General features: G+C 27.3%; 18 protein-coding genes. 16 read left to right on the top strand and 2 right to left on the bottom strand.

Translation table 11 applies throughout. From position 1 onward, the window contains the following. The first annotated feature begins 90 nt into the window (after positions 1-90). The 8 genes from RWY47_RS12330 to RWY47_RS12295 all read left to right on the top strand — a co-directional run bounded on the left by RWY47_RS12330 (position 91) and on the right by RWY47_RS12295 (position 7,503). On the top strand, positions 91-567 hold the full coding sequence (locus RWY47_RS12330) for a hypothetical protein (protein WP_150842655.1): 477 nt from the start codon (positions 91-93) through the stop codon (positions 565-567). 241 nt (positions 568-808) lie between these two features. Then, complete coding sequence (locus tag RWY47_RS12325; RefSeq protein ID WP_021430833.1) at positions 809-1,342, top strand: DUF4825 domain-containing protein; 534 nt, start codon at positions 809-811, stop codon at positions 1,340-1,342. A 291-nt stretch (positions 1,343-1,633) separates the two neighbouring features. Continuing rightward, positions 1,634-1,954 (top strand): CD3324 family protein, encoded by a 321-nt coding sequence (locus RWY47_RS12320; protein WP_021430834.1) that lies wholly within the window; start codon positions 1,634-1,636, stop codon positions 1,952-1,954. Beyond that, complete coding sequence (locus RWY47_RS12315) at positions 1,947-3,851, top strand: endonuclease MutS2 (protein WP_168931428.1); 1,905 nt, start codon at positions 1,947-1,949, stop codon at positions 3,849-3,851. Before RWY47_RS12320 ends, RWY47_RS12315 begins: the two co-directional genes overlap by 8 nt. Before the next feature lie 251 nt (positions 3,852-4,102). Further along, entirely contained in the window at positions 4,103-4,651 is a 549-nt protein-coding gene (locus RWY47_RS12310) for a GNAT family N-acetyltransferase (protein ID WP_150842656.1), read from the top strand. Positions 4,652-4,955: 304 nt separating this feature from the next. Further along, positions 4,956-5,636: a 5'-methylthioadenosine/adenosylhomocysteine nucleosidase gene (locus tag RWY47_RS12305; protein WP_150842657.1), complete on the top strand. Its 681-nt coding sequence runs from the start codon at positions 4,956-4,958 to the stop codon at positions 5,634-5,636. 139 nt (positions 5,637-5,775) lie between these two features. Then, a complete protein-coding gene (locus RWY47_RS18130; RefSeq protein WP_168931426.1) occupies positions 5,776-6,345 on the top strand; it encodes a sugar O-acetyltransferase in 570 nt (189 codons plus the stop codon). Positions 6,346-6,429: 84 nt separating this feature from the next. After that, positions 6,430-7,503 (top strand): DUF362 domain-containing protein, encoded by a 1,074-nt coding sequence (locus RWY47_RS12295; protein ID WP_168931424.1) that lies wholly within the window; start codon positions 6,430-6,432, stop codon positions 7,501-7,503. 80 nt (positions 7,504-7,583) lie between these two features. On the opposite strand, the gene RWY47_RS12290 is transcribed toward RWY47_RS12295, so the two are convergent. Beyond that, positions 7,584-8,969: a glycosyltransferase family 2 protein gene (locus RWY47_RS12290; protein WP_224170597.1), complete on the bottom strand. Its 1,386-nt coding sequence runs from the start codon at positions 8,967-8,969 to the stop codon at positions 7,584-7,586. Between the two features lie 201 nt (positions 8,970-9,170). Between RWY47_RS12290 and RWY47_RS12285 the strand changes: the two genes are divergently transcribed. The 4 genes from RWY47_RS12285 to RWY47_RS12270 all read left to right on the top strand — a co-directional run bounded on the left by RWY47_RS12285 (position 9,171) and on the right by RWY47_RS12270 (position 11,165). Next, positions 9,171-9,410, top strand: a complete 240-nt coding sequence (locus RWY47_RS12285; RefSeq protein WP_224170598.1) for a hypothetical protein — start codon at positions 9,171-9,173, stop codon at positions 9,408-9,410. Between the two features lie 282 nt (positions 9,411-9,692). Continuing rightward, on the top strand, positions 9,693-10,217 hold the full coding sequence (locus RWY47_RS12280) for a dihydrofolate reductase family protein (RefSeq protein WP_224170599.1): 525 nt from the start codon (positions 9,693-9,695) through the stop codon (positions 10,215-10,217). A 112-nt stretch (positions 10,218-10,329) separates the two neighbouring features. After that, complete coding sequence (locus RWY47_RS12275) at positions 10,330-10,617, top strand: DUF503 domain-containing protein (RefSeq protein WP_021429396.1); 288 nt, start codon at positions 10,330-10,332, stop codon at positions 10,615-10,617. 89 nt (positions 10,618-10,706) lie between these two features. Then, positions 10,707-11,165, top strand: a complete 459-nt coding sequence (locus tag RWY47_RS12270; protein ID WP_224170600.1) for a hypothetical protein — start codon at positions 10,707-10,709, stop codon at positions 11,163-11,165. A gap of 55 nt (positions 11,166-11,220) precedes the next feature. Here RWY47_RS12270 and RWY47_RS12265 read toward each other — a convergent pair whose 3' ends face one another. Then, positions 11,221-11,442: a hypothetical protein gene (locus RWY47_RS12265; protein WP_224170601.1), complete on the bottom strand. Its 222-nt coding sequence runs from the start codon at positions 11,440-11,442 to the stop codon at positions 11,221-11,223. 269 nt (positions 11,443-11,711) lie between these two features. On the opposite strand from RWY47_RS12265, the gene RWY47_RS12260 reads away from it, so the two are divergent. The 4 genes from RWY47_RS12260 to RWY47_RS12245 all read left to right on the top strand — a co-directional run bounded on the left by RWY47_RS12260 (position 11,712) and on the right by RWY47_RS12245 (position 18,142). After that, positions 11,712-12,161 carry a C-GCAxxG-C-C family protein gene (locus tag RWY47_RS12260; protein WP_224170602.1) on the top strand — a complete coding sequence of 150 codons (450 nt, stop codon included), beginning with the start codon at positions 11,712-11,714 and terminating at the stop codon, positions 12,159-12,161. A gap of 12 nt (positions 12,162-12,173) precedes the next feature. Beyond that, positions 12,174-13,151, top strand: a complete 978-nt coding sequence (locus tag RWY47_RS12255; protein ID WP_224170603.1) for a TDT family transporter — start codon at positions 12,174-12,176, stop codon at positions 13,149-13,151. 533 nt (positions 13,152-13,684) lie between these two features. After that, entirely contained in the window at positions 13,685-17,338 is a 3,654-nt protein-coding gene (locus RWY47_RS12250; RefSeq protein WP_224170604.1) for a bifunctional 2',3'-cyclic-nucleotide 2'-phosphodiesterase/3'-nucleotidase, read from the top strand. A 504-nt stretch (positions 17,339-17,842) separates the two neighbouring features. Then, entirely contained in the window at positions 17,843-18,142 is a 300-nt protein-coding gene (locus tag RWY47_RS12245; protein WP_021429418.1) for a (2Fe-2S)-binding protein, read from the top strand. Positions 18,143-18,195: the final 53 nt, after the last annotated feature.

Genomic DNA, 18,195 nt, shown 5'->3' with positions numbered 1-18,195 from the left:
AATCAATATCAATTAAATAGAGTAAATAATAAGTTTAATATATATTTGTAATATTATTAATTAATGCTAAAATAGAGTAAGGAGGGCATTATGAAGAAAATTTTAGATTATATAAACAACTTAAGTGAAGGTAAATTCATAGCCTTATCTATACTAGTGGCATTAGTCTGTACGGTACCTTTTGATTTTTTCAAAATTTATTCTAACACATACAGGGGGTTAGAATTTTCAGGGACTATGTCATTTGGATGGGGCTTTTTAGTAGCTGTTATTATAGGACCAATAGTTGAGTCTATATTAATAGTTATAGTTAGTAAACTTATAGGGCAGGCAACAGACAATAAATTTATGATAACATTTATAACTGCAATATTACTTTCAGGAATTCAAAACTATAGTTTACCTTATGCAATTATAATTTTTATACCATCTTTTATTTTTGTTTCGGCATACACATTATATAAAAATAATAAAAAATTAAATTCATTTTCAATAATGGTAATTATAAATATGCTATATAGTGTTATACAAATTGGATTTACGGTTTTAGCAAAAAAAATTATTTAAATAAAAAACTATGGGCTAAAATAGTCCATAGTTTTTTATTTGTTTGAATAAATGAAATTAATAATATTAATTTAAAATACGAATATATTAATAATAATAATTTACTTTGATTTTTATAAATTTTAAAAAGTATTATTAAGCTGTAAAAAAGATTAGTTACAGTGTGGTAACAAATATTAAAATGAGTTACCGAATTATGTATAATCATTAGTACTTAGAACGAATTTAGGGAGGGGTGCAAGTGAAGTATACACGTTTAAAATTGAGAGTATTATTAGTTATAATATTGATTGGAGTATTCAGTATAATTGGGTGTAGTCAAGATAATAAAGAACAAAGTGAAATAACACTAGGAGAAAAAGTTGAAAAACTATTAAAATATAAAGGTTCTAATATAGGAGATAATAGTGCTGTTGGAAATATTTCTAACTATTTACTTGCAAGTGATAATCTACAAGGGTTTGAATTAAAAACTGGAGAAGAACCTTATGAAATTACATTAAAGTATAAAGGATTTGAAGAGTCTCATATTATTATAAGCACAAATGAAACAATTACTCTTCCGTTTTCAGATGTAATGATAAAAAATTCAATGGTTTTATTTTCTCTTATAAAAAATGTAGATATTATAAATTTAGAATTAGATGATGGATCAACTATTACATATAAAAAATCTGAATTAGTTGATGCCTATGGAGATAAATACGGAAAAAAATTAGAAAAAATAATAGAGAATAAAACGAGTCTAGAAAATTTTTTAACAGGAGAGGTATAGAATAAATAATATATAGTTATGAATCTAAGCATATAAAAGTAAGATTTGCTTAGATTCTTTTTTTGTTAAATTGGAAAGTTTAATTATAGTTATTTTTTACATTGAACTAATATGTGTTATATGAAATAATATATATTAAAGAAAATATAGAAGGAGAGTAAATTATGAAAAATAATAATTATAAAGAGCTGGGAGTTGTACTTCTTAACAAATAAGGAGTTACAAATAGATGGACTCCTTATTTGTTAAGTTTGCAGAATGTACAACTTAAAAATAAAGGAGATTATAAAATTGAAATATAAAAATGCAAAAAATATATTACCTCAAGATTTACTACAACAAATACAACAATACATTCAAGGTGATGTAATTTATATACCTATAGATAATAATGAAAAAATACCATGGGGACGAAAAAATGGAGCTAGAGAAGCTATATATACTAGAAATAAAAGTATATTTAAGTTGTATAAACAAGGGTACTCAATTGATGAAATAGTAAACATATATAATTTATCTGAATCTAGTATAAGAAAAATAATATCAAAAATAAAAAAAGAAACTGATAAAGATAATGGTGACTTAAACCTAGGAGGTATTACAAATGAATAAAATGACTTTAGAAAAATTACAGCTAAATGAGTTTAAAGAAATGGTAAAAGTTCATTGTGTTAGTTCTCTAGGTAAAGATCTCATAGATAAATTAAGTCCAAGCAAGAATTTAAGCGTAGTAAAAAGAAGATTAAATGAAAATAAGGAAGCTAAAAATGTACTTTTAAATAGTAATCATATACCTTTAGAAGGTCTATTTAATATATACTCAACTATTGAAAAAGTTGAAAAAGGTATGGTTTTAGATCCATTAGAACTTATAAAAGTGGAAGACTTTTTAAGAGGGTGTAAAAAAATCAAACAGTTTATGAATGAAAAAGAATTTTATGCACCTACATTAAGTTCATACTCACTCAATATAGCTGAGTGCGACTTTATAGAAAATGAGATAAACTATAGTATAAAAGGGAATAAAGTTGATTCTAACTCTTCTAAAGAATTAAAAAAAATAAGAAGAAATATTGAAGTATGTGAAGATAAGATAAAAGAAAGGTTAAACAAGTTTTTAACATCTAGTAGTAATAAAAGGTATATTCAAGAATTTATAATTTCAAAGAGAAATGATAGATATGTTATACCTATAAAGTCTTCATATAAAAATGAAGTTGATGGAACGATCTTAGACTCATCATCAAAAGGAGCTACAGTTTTTATAGAACCTAATAATGTATCTAAATTTAGTTTAGAACTAATTAGTTTAAGAGCAGAGGAAAGTATAGAAGAATACAAAATATTATCATATTTAACAGAGTTAATATTTGAAAAATTAGATAAAATTAAGCTGAATGTTGAAATCATAGGTGAGTATGATATGGTTTTTGCAAAAGCTAAATATAGTTTAAATAATAAATGTGTAACACCATTGGTAAATAATAAAGGGTATATAAAAATAATAAAAGGAAAACATCCTCTTCTAAAAGGAAGGGTTGTTCCTCTTGATTTTGAAATAGGGAAAGCATATAGAAGTTTAATAATAACAGGCCCAAATGCAGGAGGCAAAACTTTATCACTAAAAACAGTAGGATTACTTACATTAATAGCTCAGTGCGGATTTGACATAAGTGCAGAAGGTGATACTGAAATTAGTGTATTTGAAAATATATTTGTTGATATAGGAGATAATCAAAGTATAGAAAATGCCCTTAGTACATTTTCATCGCATATAAAAAACATCGCAGAAATTATGAACTCTAGTAATAAGTCTACATTGGTACTATTTGATGAAATAGGAAGTGGAACAGAACCTAATGAAGGAGCTTCGCTAGCTATAGCAATATTAGAAGAGTTTTATCATATGGGATGTATATTGGTTGCATCTACTCATTATGGCGAGATTAAAAATTTTGCTGATATGCACCCAGAATTTGAAAATGCAGGAATGCTATTTGATAAAGAAACTTTAGAACCTTTATACAAATTAGTCATAGGTAAATCTGAAGATAGTAATGCACTATTCATTTCAAAAAAAATGGGAATAAGAGATAAAGTTTTAAGTAGAGCTGAGTTATATATTAATAAAAAACAATATAATTTGGAATTAGTTAAGAAAAGCAAAATAGAACAAAAGGATGAAGTAGAAGAAACGTATATAATAAAAAATGATTATAGCATAGGTGATAAGGTCTTTCTATTAGAACAAGATGATTATGCAATTATTCATAAAGAAGCTGATAAGTTTAACAACGTAGAAGTTTTATACAAAGATGAATTTATTAAAATGAATATAAAGAAAATAAAGCTGTATTTAAAAGCATCTCAGTTGTATCCTGATGGTTATGATATTGATAGTTTATTTACTTCATATGAAAATAGAAAGTTAGAAAAAGATATCAAAAGAGGTTCTAAAAAAGCTTTAAAAAATATTCAAAAAGAAATAAAAAATAATAAACTAAAATAAAAAATATCCATAGCAAAAATTTGCTATGGATATTTTTTATTTTAAAAATTTTCATAAAAATAAGTTAATTTGGATACATGTAAATGTTAAAATAAATAAAAACAAACGAAATTATGCAAAATAACAGAAAATATTCGAAAAATATTGTATAATAGAGTTAGTGCTTAAAAAATAAGAGAATTATTGTTGATATATAGATAAAAATACAGACATAATGTTTGAAAACATGTATGTGTATATGGAGTGGGAACATGAAAAATATAATTTTAAAAACTGATAGATTAGTATTTAGAAAAATTTTAAAAGAAGATTACTCAGAGATTGCAAGTATACTTCAGGATATTGAAGTTATGTATGCATGGGAAAAAGCATTTTCGAATGAAGAGGTCAAACTATGGATAGGTGAAAATATCAAAAGGTATGAAAATGAGGGATATAGTTATTTTTTAGTAACTGAAAAAATGTCGGGGAAAACGGTTGGTCTTGCTGGGCCTTTAATTGAAAACATAAATGGAGAAAAATTTATAGGTATTGCATATATTCTAAAGAAGGAATTTTGGAACAAAGGTTACGCGACTGAATCAGCAAAAGCGTGTATAAGTTATGCCTTCAATGAATTAAAGTCAGATGAAGTTATAGCACAAATAAGAACCAATAATATAAATTCTAAAAATGTGGCTAAAAGGTTAAATATGAAGCAAGTAGATAAATATATAAAAATATACGACAAAAAGGAAATGGAGCATTTAATTTACTCTATAAAGCGTGAAGACTATTTTGAATTATTTGAAGAAAAATAGGCACTTTGCAATATTAACGATAATGTATACTCTTAAAAAATCTAAATCTATAGATTAAATTTGAATTACGACCTTTTTAAAGATATATAGCAACTATTTTAAATGTTAAGTTAAATAAAATTTTACTAAATTATTTTTGCAATTTAGATAAAAAATAAGGGCAGTGTGCTATAATTAATCTTAATATAACATATTTGTAAAATTAAAATAACTTTACTTTATCTAAAGATTTAGAACGATTCAACGTAAGTAATATTATATATGACTACAGTATATTAATTGAAAAATGAGGAGATAGAGTTAAATGATTGGTATAATTGGATCAACTAGTATCGAAATACAATCTATAAAGGATAATATGTTCATAGAAAGAAAAGAGAAGTATGCAGGATTTGATTTTTATATATGCAAGTATAAAGAGTTAGATGTTGTAGTTACAAGTTGTAGTGTTGGAAAAGTAAATGCTTCAAGTTGTACTCAAATATTAATAGATAAGTTTAACATAAAAAAAATAATTAATACAGGAATTGCAGGAAGCTTAAATGAGAATGTAAAACTTGGGGATATCGTTATTTCAGATGATATTACATATCATGATGTTAGGCCTATTCAAATGAAAAATTGTTTTCCATTTAAACAATTTTTTAATTCAGATGAAGAGCTTAAAAATATAGCGCTTAAAGCATATGAAAGTAGTGGTTTGAACTGTCATAATTGCCACAAAGGAAGAATGGTAACAGGGGATGCATTTATAGCTGATACGGATTTAAAATATAGACTAATAAACGATTACAGTCCATATTGTGTAGAGATGGAAGGTGCAGCAATAGCACATGTATGCGATATAAATAATGTTCCATTTGTAATTGTAAGAAGTATTTCTGATAATGCAGATGATAATGCAGCGATAGCATATAGAGAATTTGAAATAATAGCCTCAAATAACTCAGCAAAATTAGTTATAACTATGTTAGATCTTATGTAAAACAGAATAAATAAATTGAGCTGTATCGAATTTGTTAAAATTGAAATGTGTATATAAACTATGTACCCATTTATTTTTTTAATATTTTGATACAGTATTTTTATATTACTATGATATAAATTTATAAAAGGAGAAAAAGATGACTGAAAAAGAAAAATTATTAAAAGGAGAATTTTATAATACTAGGGATAGTGAACTTATAAGTATGTATAAAAAAGCGAGAGGGTTAATAAATAAATTTAACACAGAGTTGATAGAAAATCCCAATGAAATTTTAAAAGAGTTGCTTGGGAATGTTGAAGAAGGTGTATGGATTGAAAAACCATTCTTTTGTGACTATGGAAAACATATTTCAATAGGCAAAAACACATTTATAAATTATAATTGTACATTGCTAGATTGTAACAAGATAACTATAGGTGAAAATGTTCTAATAGGACCGGGAACTGGTATTTATACAGCTACACATCCTACAAATTATAAAGAAAGATTAAATTTAAATAAAGAAGGACAAGCACCGTATAAAACTTATGCACTACCTGTTAAAATAGGAGATAATGTTTGGATAGGCGGAAATGTAAGTATAATGCCTGGAGTTACAATAGGAGATAACAGTGTTATAGGCGCTGGAAGCGTTGTTACAAAGTCAGTACCTAATAATGTAGTAGCAGCTGGAAATCCATGTAAGGTTATTAAAAATTTAGACTAATAGATTAAATATGAATATAATGGAATTAAAATTAAAATATTAGTCTATATTTAAATGTATAAAGTTAAAAAGAGAGGTAATTAAATGGAAATTTCAAAGGTTTACTATTGCAGTTTATATTCAGATTCACAAAGTAGAAACTTACCTAATAATGTAAAAAAGTTGTTTGAAAGAGCTGGCTTTCGAGAATTTATAAGTGAAAATGAGCAAGTAGCTATTAAATTACATTTTGGAGAAAAAGGGAATACTACATATATGAGTCCTATTGCGGTTAGGCAAGTAGTTGACAAAGTAAAAGAACATGGGGGAAAACCATTCTTAACAGACACAAATACTCTTTATTCTGGGAGTAGAACAAATTCAGTTGATCATATAACAACGGCTATTGAAAATGGATTTGCTTATGCAGTTGTAAATGCGCCAATAATTATAGCAGATGGTCTGTATAGTAGAAATTCAACAGATGTAGAAATTAATCAAAAACATTTTGATAAAGTGAAAATCGGGGGAGAAATATATAATTCTCCTGCAATGATTGTAATGAGCCATTTTAAGGGGCATGAGATGGCTGGATTTGGAGGCGCTCTTAAAAATTTAGCTATGGGATGTGCAAGCGCACCAGGGAAACAAATGCAACATTCAGATGCAAAGCCAGATGTAGATGAGGATAAGTGTATTGGATGCAGTAAATGTGCTAAATCTTGTCCAGTAGGTTCGATAAGAATAGAAGAAAAGAAAGCTAAAATAAATCATGAAATTTGCTATGGATGTGGAGAGTGTCCAACTGTATGTCCAACTAGAGCTATAACTATACAATGGGAAACTGACTCTGATATATTTGTAGAAAAAATGGCTGAATATGCATATGGAGCTATTAGCAACAAAAAAGATAAAGTAGGATTTATAACATTTGTTATGAATGTAACTCCACTTTGTGATTGTGTTCCATGGTCAGGAAGACCTATATCTCATGATATAGGAATACTTGCATCTAAAGATCCAGTTGCACTTGATAAAGCTTGCTATGATTTGGTATGTGCCGAAATGAAACATGATGTATTTAAGCATGCACATCCAGGTGTTAATGGAATGAGAGTTGTAGATTACGCCCATGAAATGGGAATGGGAAATAAAGAATATGAATTAATAAAAGTTTAAAATCAGAAATATATATGGTATACATATAAAATATATTTAAGCCGCCTATAATAGTTTATGGCGGCATTTTAATTTTAAAATTATTTCCAAACTCTTTTCGCTCCAAATAACTCCTGAGTATATCCATATAAAGAAACTGGAGACATGATAATTTGATAGCATAAAATAAATAAAATGAATCCAATTAAATTTTTTCTAACTTTTAGGTTTAATTTTTTAAAAACTACATTGGATTGATAATAGTATAGTATACCGAAACTTATAAAAGTAAGAGGTGGTACTAATAACATCATAGGTCCAACTATAGCATAGTTGCCCCAAAATAGTGCTAAAATTAAGCCTGGAATCCAGAAAAATGTATAACTAAGATCCATATATGGAATTATTAAATCTATTCCAGTTAAAAATTTAGAAAACATAGAGGGTTGTTTCCATGGTTTAACTTCTCTAAGGCCCTCAATCATGCCTCTAGCCCACCTTGAACGTTGCTTTATGAAGTGTGAAAACTTTATTGGAACATCTGTAAATGCTATTGCCATAGGCTCAAAATATACCTTTTTGTTATCAGCAAGCATCTTCCATGTAAGGACTATATCTTCTCCTATAGCATCTGACCATCCTCCTAGTTTAGATACAACGTCAGTTTTATATAAGGAGAATGCCCCTTGTGCAACTAGCGTTCCTTGATATAATCCTTGCATTCTTTTAATAGACGATATACTTAAGAAGTAATCCCATTCTTGGATTTTAGATAGCCAATTATCTCTACTATTTCTAACAAGCATTGAACCAGCAACAGCACAAACTTCGTCTGGTGATGACTTTATTCTTCCAACAAGGTTTCTTATAGCATTCTTATGAATTAAGGTATCAGCATCTAGCGTTATTACAAGTTCTGTATTTACATGTTGTAATCCATAGTTAAGTGCGTTGAATTTTCCAGGAGTAGGTTCAGATAATAACAATATATCCATATCTAGTTCTTTCATAGCTCTTTTTACTTCTAAGCTAGTGTTATCAGCTGAGTTATTATCAATTACTATTGTGTGTATATTTCCATTATAGTTTTGATTTCTCACGTATTTTAGCGTATTAAAGATACCAAGTTCCTCATTGAAAGCCGAAATTAAAAGAGTCACATCATCATCTATATTATAATTATTAACTTTAGGCTGTTTGTCTAACAATAAACTTACAATTAAAAATATATTCATAAAACCAGGTACAAGAGCAATACCACTTATTATAAATACAGCCCAAAAGTGATTAAGTATAATAGATAAATCATCAATCCAAGGTTTGGATAAATTTATTGCTACAAATGTCCACAATATAGAAATTATTAAGCTTATAAAAAATTTATTTTTTACATTTATATAAACTTTAGAATTATTATTTAAGGTACTTGGATTATAAATAGGAGGAGTTTTAAATTCATTTTTTGTCTTATTAGCTACTTTTTCCATGTTAAACACCGCCTTAGATTTTATAGACTTAGACAATATTACATAAAAAAATAAAGTAATTCTAGTGTAAAATTAAGGAAGATGAAGTTAGTCTAGATATAAAGCTTGAAAATATATAGATTTGCGCTAATTAATAAATAAAGGATAACTTGTTAAAAACTTGAATATATATACATTTATAGGTAAGAAGGGAGGGGTTTAATGGTCCAAGTATATTATCCAAATAATGTATACCATTTAGGGATAGTAATGATTAGTATTGGTATAATTATTAGATATTTATCGGGTGAGTATCCTAATGGATTTGGATATAAGTCTATCATTTCTCAAAAAAATAGTTATTACTGGAAAGAAGGCAATGAGTATTCAGGTAGGGTGTGTATAATATCAGGGATTTTATATACTATATGTTTTTTTTATTATAGAGGTATTCAGTATTAATATTGGTAATAAAATTTTAATATCAATAATGACATTTATTGTTTTACTGTTTATTATAGTTTCACTTACTGAATATCATTTGTATAAAATATGTAAAAATTTAGGATGAACTTTTAAAAGGCATTTTGTTGAGATAAAATGCTTTTTTTATGCTTATTGAAAAAATTCGCTTTTATACTATAATACAATTTTATTATAAATTGCATTATAGATTATAATAAAATTGTATCAAATATTTAAGTAAGTAAAATAATAAATAAAAAATAAAGTGAGGTCAAAACAATGAGTAAAAAAATAATTTTAAATTTAGCTATAAGTATTGATGGATATATAGCATCTGAAGATGGTGGATTTGAGTGGATAGTTGGAGATGGAGATAAAAGCTTAGATACAGAGAAAAAATGGGATTTTAATGGTTTTTTAGACACTATAGATGTAGTAGTAATGGGTAAAAATTGTTATGATCAAAACTTTCATAAAGATTTTAAAAATAAAAAAGTATATGTTGCAACGTCTAAAGACTTAAAAGATTATGAAAACATACATTTTATAAAAGGTGACATAGTAAAAAAAATTGAGAAAGAAAGACAAACAATTGAGAAAAATATATTTTTATTTGGAGGGGGTAAAGTTATTGATCCATTTATAAAAGCCGATATTATAGATGAATATGTAATAGGAATTATACCTACGATATTAGGTGAAGGAAGAAAATTATTTTTAGAGAATAATCCTAAAATAGACTTACACTTGGATGAATATATTACTGATGAGGGGGTTGTAATTCTTAGATATTCAAAAAGATAAGAAGCCACGAGCTTGTATACTTATTTTATATTTAAGTAAAATGAATATGATTTCTATTAAATATAATAATAATTACATATAGTTAAGTTGATATTTTAGAAAGGAACAGTATATGAAAATATATATTTTAAAAGTTGATTTAAGGGCGGTATGGGTACATTCTTTAAAAGAAAAAAGAATGGTAGTAAAGAGTATAACAAGTAAACTTAAAAATAAATTTAATATTTCTGTAGCTGAAATTGAAAACCAAGATATACACCAGATTGTTACAATAGGAATAATTGGAATATCTTTAGATCAAAGCGCTTGTTATAGCAATAAAGAAAATATAATAAATTTTATAGAAACAAATACAGATGCAGAAATTATTAATATTGATGAAGATGTATTAAATATATAAAAAAATTAACAATAATGTTAATTAAGAATAGATTTTATATTTATGAGAAATCTAATTGTAGTATATATTAAAAAGGAGTTTTTATCATAATGAAAAAAACATTTGTATTAACGTTAATTCTAAGTTTATTATGTACTACAACTATTTTTGCACAACCTAGTGAACATGTAATGTTATCTGTTAAAGATTTGATTAGAGTTCAAAATGACTTAGATATAATTATCAAAAAGATTATTTCATGTGAATACGATAAAATATCTATGGAACAAACTCTTAAGTTTGATAGTGAGGTTTTAAGTAGTATATTTAATAAATGTCATACTAACTATAATAAAGAAGCCTCAAGTCTCATTAGAAGAGAAACAGATACTATTTTTTATATTGCTTCCGTATATAGGTTATCTATTAATGGAATTTTACTGTATTTAGAGGATAAAAATAACTATGAAGTTTATTTTTTAGATTCTATAGCTCAGTATAAAGTAGGAAAACTTGCTTTAGACCAATTTAGGCAAACTTTAGAAAAAGTATATAAAGTTAAAATATAAAAAAGCTAATTTAATTAAATTAGCTTTTTTATATTTTAACTTATATTATAGGTATTTATATATTAGGTGAATTTTTAGTCCAATCTTTAAACCTATATTCGAATTTCCAACAAATATCTGTTAAAACCCTAAAACCACTTTTGCTAATACCTTTTTCGAAGAAAATTTCAATAGAATTAATTTTACTAGCTAATTCTTTGTTTATGACAATATTATAATTATCGTGTTTAAATACTATATCTAATTCAGTAGCATCATCCAGAGCTATATCAAACACAGGACCTAGTCAATTGCTTACTCTACGTATGTAAACTCTAAAAGACTTCTGTTTACAGTCTTGAAGCATTTTATCAATAGCTAACTTTCCGCTTTCTTTAATATTAAAAAACAAAAGATCACATCCTTTTAAAGAAATTATACTAAGTTAATAGTTATAATCTATAAGATACCCACTATATATAGGAAATATCGATTGTACAAAAAATAAATTAAAAATTATAATAAATGTGTAAATTATAAAAATAATGTATAATGGAGGAGAAATTTGTGAATAAAGAGCAAAGAGTGTCAGAAATAAGAAAAATAGCAGAAGGATATTTTGAAAGAGGTGAATTTTTCTGTTCAGAAGCAGTTGTAAAAACTATAAATGATGAATTAGGAAAACCATTTAGTGATGAAGTTACAAAGTTAGCTTCAGGATTTCCAATCGGGGTTGGAAAATCAGGATGTCTTTGTGGTGCTGTAAGTGGTGGTGTTATGGCATTAGGAATGGTATATGGAAGATGTCATGGAGAAGCAATGCATGAAGACATGTTTAAACATGCAGCTGATTTACACGATAGAATAAAAGAATTATATAAAAGTACTTGCTGCAGAGTAATGACTAGAAACTTTGAGTTCCAATCACCAGAAAGAAAAGCACACTGTATTAAAATAACAGGAGAAGTTGCAGCTTATATAGCTGAAAAGTTAATAGATGATGGTAAATTAAGATAAGTAGGTGTATATATGGAAGCTAAAAATAGAGAGGTTAAGTCAAATTTTGAAGACATGCCTGTTGCAATAGCTGGCATTGCACTTGGTTTTATGAGCATATCTACAGCACTACTTGAGTTTAATGTAACTTGGGTACGTCATATAGCTGTAATATTTTCAATACTATGTATAGGATTTTTATTAATAAAGTTAATATTACACCCAAATAAAGTAATGAATGAGATAAAGCATCCAATGGCTGGGAGTATTTATCCAACTATATTTATGACACTTATGTTAGTAGCAGTGTACTTAGTTGAGATAAATCCATCAATAGCTAGTAGTTTATGGTTAGGAGCAACAATACTGCATTTTTTAACATTTATAATGTTTGCCGTTTATATGATTAAAGATTTTAAAATGGAAAATATGATTCCAAGTTGGTTTATACCGACAGTTGGAATTGGGCTAGCAGCTGTTACAAGTAAACCTATGAATATGCCTGGAATTTCTAAGGTATTATTTTATTATTCACTTGTAGCCTTTATAGTATTATTTCCTATTATGATATATAGACTTTTATCTATGGAAAAATTAACTGGACCAAAGGTTCCAACTTTAATGATAATGGTAGCTCCAGCAAATATATGTTTAGCCGCTTATTTTACAATTGCAGATAAGCCAAATGCTATATTTGTAAGTATTTTAGCATCTGTTTCATACGTATCACTTTTATATGGATATACAATACTTCCAAAACTTATAAAATTACCTTATTCTCCGGGTCTTGCTCCACTTACTTTCCCACTTGGAATAAGTGTTGTTGCATCTCAGAGATATGCAAAATACCTAGGTAAGGTAGGATCTCCATTAGAGAGTACAGTTAGAGCATTTTTATATGTTCAAGTTATAATAGCTATATTGGTTATTGGATATATAGTAATAAAGACAACTGAATTTTTATATAAAAAATTTAATACAAATAAATCTAAAAATGTAAATGCTATGTAGTATTATAATTAACTATATATTAAATATAATAAAAATTAAAAAATTTAAGTTATCCGTATATAATTTAATGAAATGGTTAATATATAATCAGACAGTTAATTAAGGTTGATTGTCAAACCATTACTTACTATTCAAAAGCTAGATAAATTCTAATCTTTTGGTAGTGACTTTGGGAGTGATGGTGGCTCGGTACTTGAAAAAGTATCATATTAGATATAATAAATCTACTAGATAATCTCGGTCTAATAGAGTGCAGTTAGTTTTAGTTTAAAGTCCAAAGATTAGACTCCAAGCTAAATTGCAAACTATATTTAATAAAAGTCAAAAGAGAATAGGATGTAATTAATATTACTCCTAAAAAAGCACTGATTTTGAAAGCAAATGCTGTCAAATCAGTGCTTTTTCTTTTTAGTATTAAGCTTAAAATAATATATTTTCAACTTATTGAAATAAAATTATATTGATATTATTATAACAATTTGATAGGATAATAGTGAAATTTAAATGAAATGTTTTTATAAAGGGGAGAAATTATGAGTTATAAAAAGGGAGTAAAAAGACTAGCAGCAATAGCTATATCAGCAGGAGTTATAGCACCAATTATGCAACCAACAGTTGTAGAAGCTGCAAAAAAGAAAAATTCAACTGTTGATTTTCGAATAATGGCTACAACTGATTTACATGCTAATATAATGGATCATGATTATTTTATCGATAAACAAGATCCTAACATGGGATTATCAAGATTATCAACTATAATCGAAAAGTCAAAAAAAGAAGTAGATAAAGATACAAAAAACAAAAATATAGACAATTCAATATTAGTAGATAATGGAGATGTAATACAAGGGAACCCATTATCCACAGTATATGCAATGAATGAAGAAACAAAAGTTAAACCAGGAGAGAAATACCCTGTATATGAAGCGTTAGATATATTAGGTTATGATGCAACTACATTAGGTAATCATGAATTTAATTATGGACTTGATTTCTTAAAACAAATAACAAAGAAAAATGTAATGAGAACAAATATTGTTAATGCAAACGTTTTAGATAACAATGGGAAGAATATATTCGATCCATATAATATAATAAATGAAACGGTAATAGATTCAAATGGTAAAAAACAAAAAGTTAAAATAGGCATAACTGGAGTTGTGCCACCTCAAATATTAAATTGGGATAAGAAAAACTTACAAGGTAAAGTTAAAGTTGAAGATATGAAAACTTCAGTTGAGAAAATAACCAAAGAATTGAAAGAGAAACATAAGGTTGATATAGTAATAGCTTTAGCACACACTGGAACAGGTGAGAGTGATGAGCATATAATGAACTCTGAAAATGCTGCATATCAATTAACAAAAGTAAAAGGTTTAGATGTTGTTGTAGCAGGTCACTCCCATTCAACAACACAAACAGAAATGAATGGAGTTCAAATTATACAGCCTGCTAACTGGGGAAAAGAGTTAGGAATAGTTGATTTGAAATTGGAACAAAAGGGAAAAACTTGGGTTGTTAATGATAAAGAAAGTAAGGTATCAAGGAAAAATGTAAAAGAATTAAAGCCAGAAAATAATCCGATTATAACTGAAAATAAAGATTTGAAAAAAGCACATGAAGCTACAATAGAATTTATAAATAAGCCTGTAGGAGAAACTACTAAAGAGTTAAATAGTTTCTTTTCACTAGTATCAGATAATGAATCAGTTGAATTAGTAGCACAAGCTCAAAAGTGGTATGCTAAAAACAAGATAGAACAAGGACAAGATGAACTTAAACAATATAAAGATTTACCTATATTATCTGCAGCAGCTCCATTTAAAGCAGGAGGACGAGAATTTAATGATGCAACTAACTATGTAGATATAAAATCGGGAGAACTTAAAATAAAAGACTTATCAAACTTGTATGTATATGATAATACTATAAGTATATTAAAGATAAATGGAGCACAAATAAAAGAATGGTTAGAAATGACAAGTGGTATGTATAACACAATAAATCCTACCTCAAACGAAGATCAGCAATTGTTTAATCCTGGATATAGATCATATAACTTTGATTCTATAGAAGGTCTTACATATGAAATAGATGTAACTAAAAAAGCTAAATATGATAGCAATGGAAATACTATAAATCAAGATTCACAAAGAATATCAAATTTAAAACACAATGGTAAAAACCTAGATCCAAATCAAGAATTTTTAGTAGTTACTAATAACTACAGAGCAAGTGGAACTTTCCCTGGAATTAAAGATGCACAAGTAGTTTACTCATCTCCTGATGAAAACAGACAAGCAGTAGTGGATTACATAAAAGAAACAGGAAAAATAACTCCTTCCAAAGATAATAACTGGAAAATCAAGCCAGTAAAAACAAATGCTAAAGTTTTATTTAATTCTCATAAAAATGGAGAAAGTTATTTAAATGATATACCGAGTGTGAAAAAAGTAAAAGATTTGGACAATGAAATGGCTACTTATGCTTATGATTTAAGTAAAGGAGAAGGTGATAAAAATACAGTAGATATTCAATTGTTATCGTTTAATGATTTACATGGGCAATTTGATGTAGATTCTAAATTGGGTGGAGGTATAGATAATTTATCAGCGTATCTAAAAAAATTACAAAGTGAAAATAAAAATACACTTACACTCTCAGCTGGAGATGCTGTAGGAGGAAGTCCTGCTGTTACAGCATTAAAACAAGACCAACCAACTTTAGAAATAATGAAAGAAATGAATGTAGATGTAGTGACTACGGGAAATCATGAATATGATGAAGGCACAAGTGAATTAGCTAGGATAATACAAGGTGGAACTCACTCATCAGGACTTAATTGGGAAGGGTCTCAAAATTTTAATTGGGTAACAGCTAACGTTGTAGCAAATAAAGATATGAAGTTTGGAAATAAGGAAGTAAAAAAAGGAGAGCCAATACTAAGCCCATATACTGTAAAAGAATTTGATGGGGTAAAAGTAGGTGTAATAGGTATAGTAACAACAGATACTGCAAGAAAAGTTGTACCTGAAGGTATAAAAGATGTAGACTTTATAGATGAGGTTAGTGCTATAGATAAATATACTAAAGAGCTTCAACAACAAGGTGTGAAAACTATAATAGTATTATCTCATGTGCCAGCGCTAACAGATAAAGACACAGGAAAGCTTGTAGATTTAGAAGGAAGTAGCGATATATATGATATATCTCAAAAGGTAAATGATGAGGTTGATGTAATAATGGCAGCTGATAATCATCAGTTTGCAAATTCAGTTGTAAAAAGAGAAGGAAAAGATGATATAGTAGTAACTCAAGCGTATTCTAAATCTACTAATATAAGTGATATAGATTTAGTTATAGATAAAGAAAGTGGAGATGTAGTATCTTCAAAATCAGAAATATTACCAATAGACCCTAAAAATATATCATCAGATAAAGCTGTCACACTTATGGTTCAAAAAGCAAGGGAAGATGTTAAACCTTTACTTGAAAGAAAAGTAGGTTTCGCAGAAGAATTTATTTCAAGAAATATAGAAGGCGCAAATGGAGAATCGGAACTTGGAAGAATGATAGCAGATGCTCAACTATGGGCAGCTAAAGAAAAAGGTGAAGATGTTCAGATATCAATGATGAATATAGGTGGAGTAAGAGCTGATTTACAACAAGGTGATGTAACATATGAAGATGTTTACACAATACAACCATTTGGAAATGATTTAACAAAACTTACATTAAGTGGGTCACAATTAAAAACGATTTTAGAAACTCAGAATATACATGATTGGGTAATTGGCATGCAACAAGGAAAATATAATAGACCAAGAATGTTACAAGTAGAAGGATTTACATATAAATGGCACCCAGAACTTGTTAATGGTAACTGGGTTGTAAAAGTAGATAGCATAAACTTAAAAGATGAAAATAAAACACAAGTAACTGATGATATGAAGATAAATACTGTAGCTAATATATTTTTAGCACAAGGCGGAGACGGATTTACTACGTTCAAAGAAGCAAAATATGAAGTTATTATGAGTGATTTAGAAGCTTTTGAAAAATATACTGAAGCATTTTCAAAATTAGATAGTGATAATGATGGAACGACTGGATTAAACAAACCAGATATAAATAAAAATCCTAATTTAGTAAACTTAGATCAGAACTTTGATGGCAAAATTGATTAATTAAAAATAAAAAAATTTAAATTAAATACATATTATTTATGAGAATGGTTAATATATAATCAGACAGTTAATTAAGGTTAATTGTCAAACCAACACTTACTAAGCAAAAGCTAGATTATATCTAACCTTTTGGTAGTGTCTTTGGGAGTGATGGTGGCTAGGTACTTAAAAAAGTATCATATTAAATATAATGAATCTACTAGAAGTCCTCGGTCTACTAGAGTGCAGTTAGTTTTAGTCTAAAGTCCAAAGGTTAGAGTTCAAGCTAAATTGCAAACTATATTTAATAAAAGTCAAAAGAGGAATAGGATGTAATTTAATATTACGCCTAAAAAAGCACTGATTTTGAAAGTGAATACTATCAAATCAGTGCTTTTTATATTAAATAAAAGTAAAAAAATTAATTTTAAGAATTTTGTTTATAATCTATTAATAATGGATATATATATAACGTAACAATTTACTTATATGAAAGAATATAATTACAGATTAGGAGATATAGATATGGCATTAGAAATGGAAAAATATTTAAAAGTAAGAAAAGCTCAAGGACAAGGGGCTAGAACTGTTGAAGAACTTAAAGAAATATCAGATATAGTTATTGAAAATGAAGAAGAACTTAAAGAAGTAGAAACTCTTATAAAAAATGCATGTAAATGTAAGAATGTATCAATTGAAACAATAGTAGAAGCAGTAAAAAACGGAGCTGATACAGTTGAAAAGGTTGGAGAAGTAACTAAAGCAGGTACGGGATGTGGAAGATGTAAAGGAATTATATCAAACATCATAGAAAATAAAAGATAATTAATTATGATTTTTACTATGAATTCAAAAGGGATATGTATTAACACATATCC

Origin of the sequence: Paraclostridium sp. MRS3W1 (assembly GCF_032465715.1) — a bacterium.
Taxonomy (GTDB): domain Bacteria; phylum Bacillota; class Clostridia; order Peptostreptococcales; family Peptostreptococcaceae; genus Paraclostridium; species Paraclostridium dentum.
This window is presented reverse-complemented; position numbering and strand designations above follow the sequence as displayed.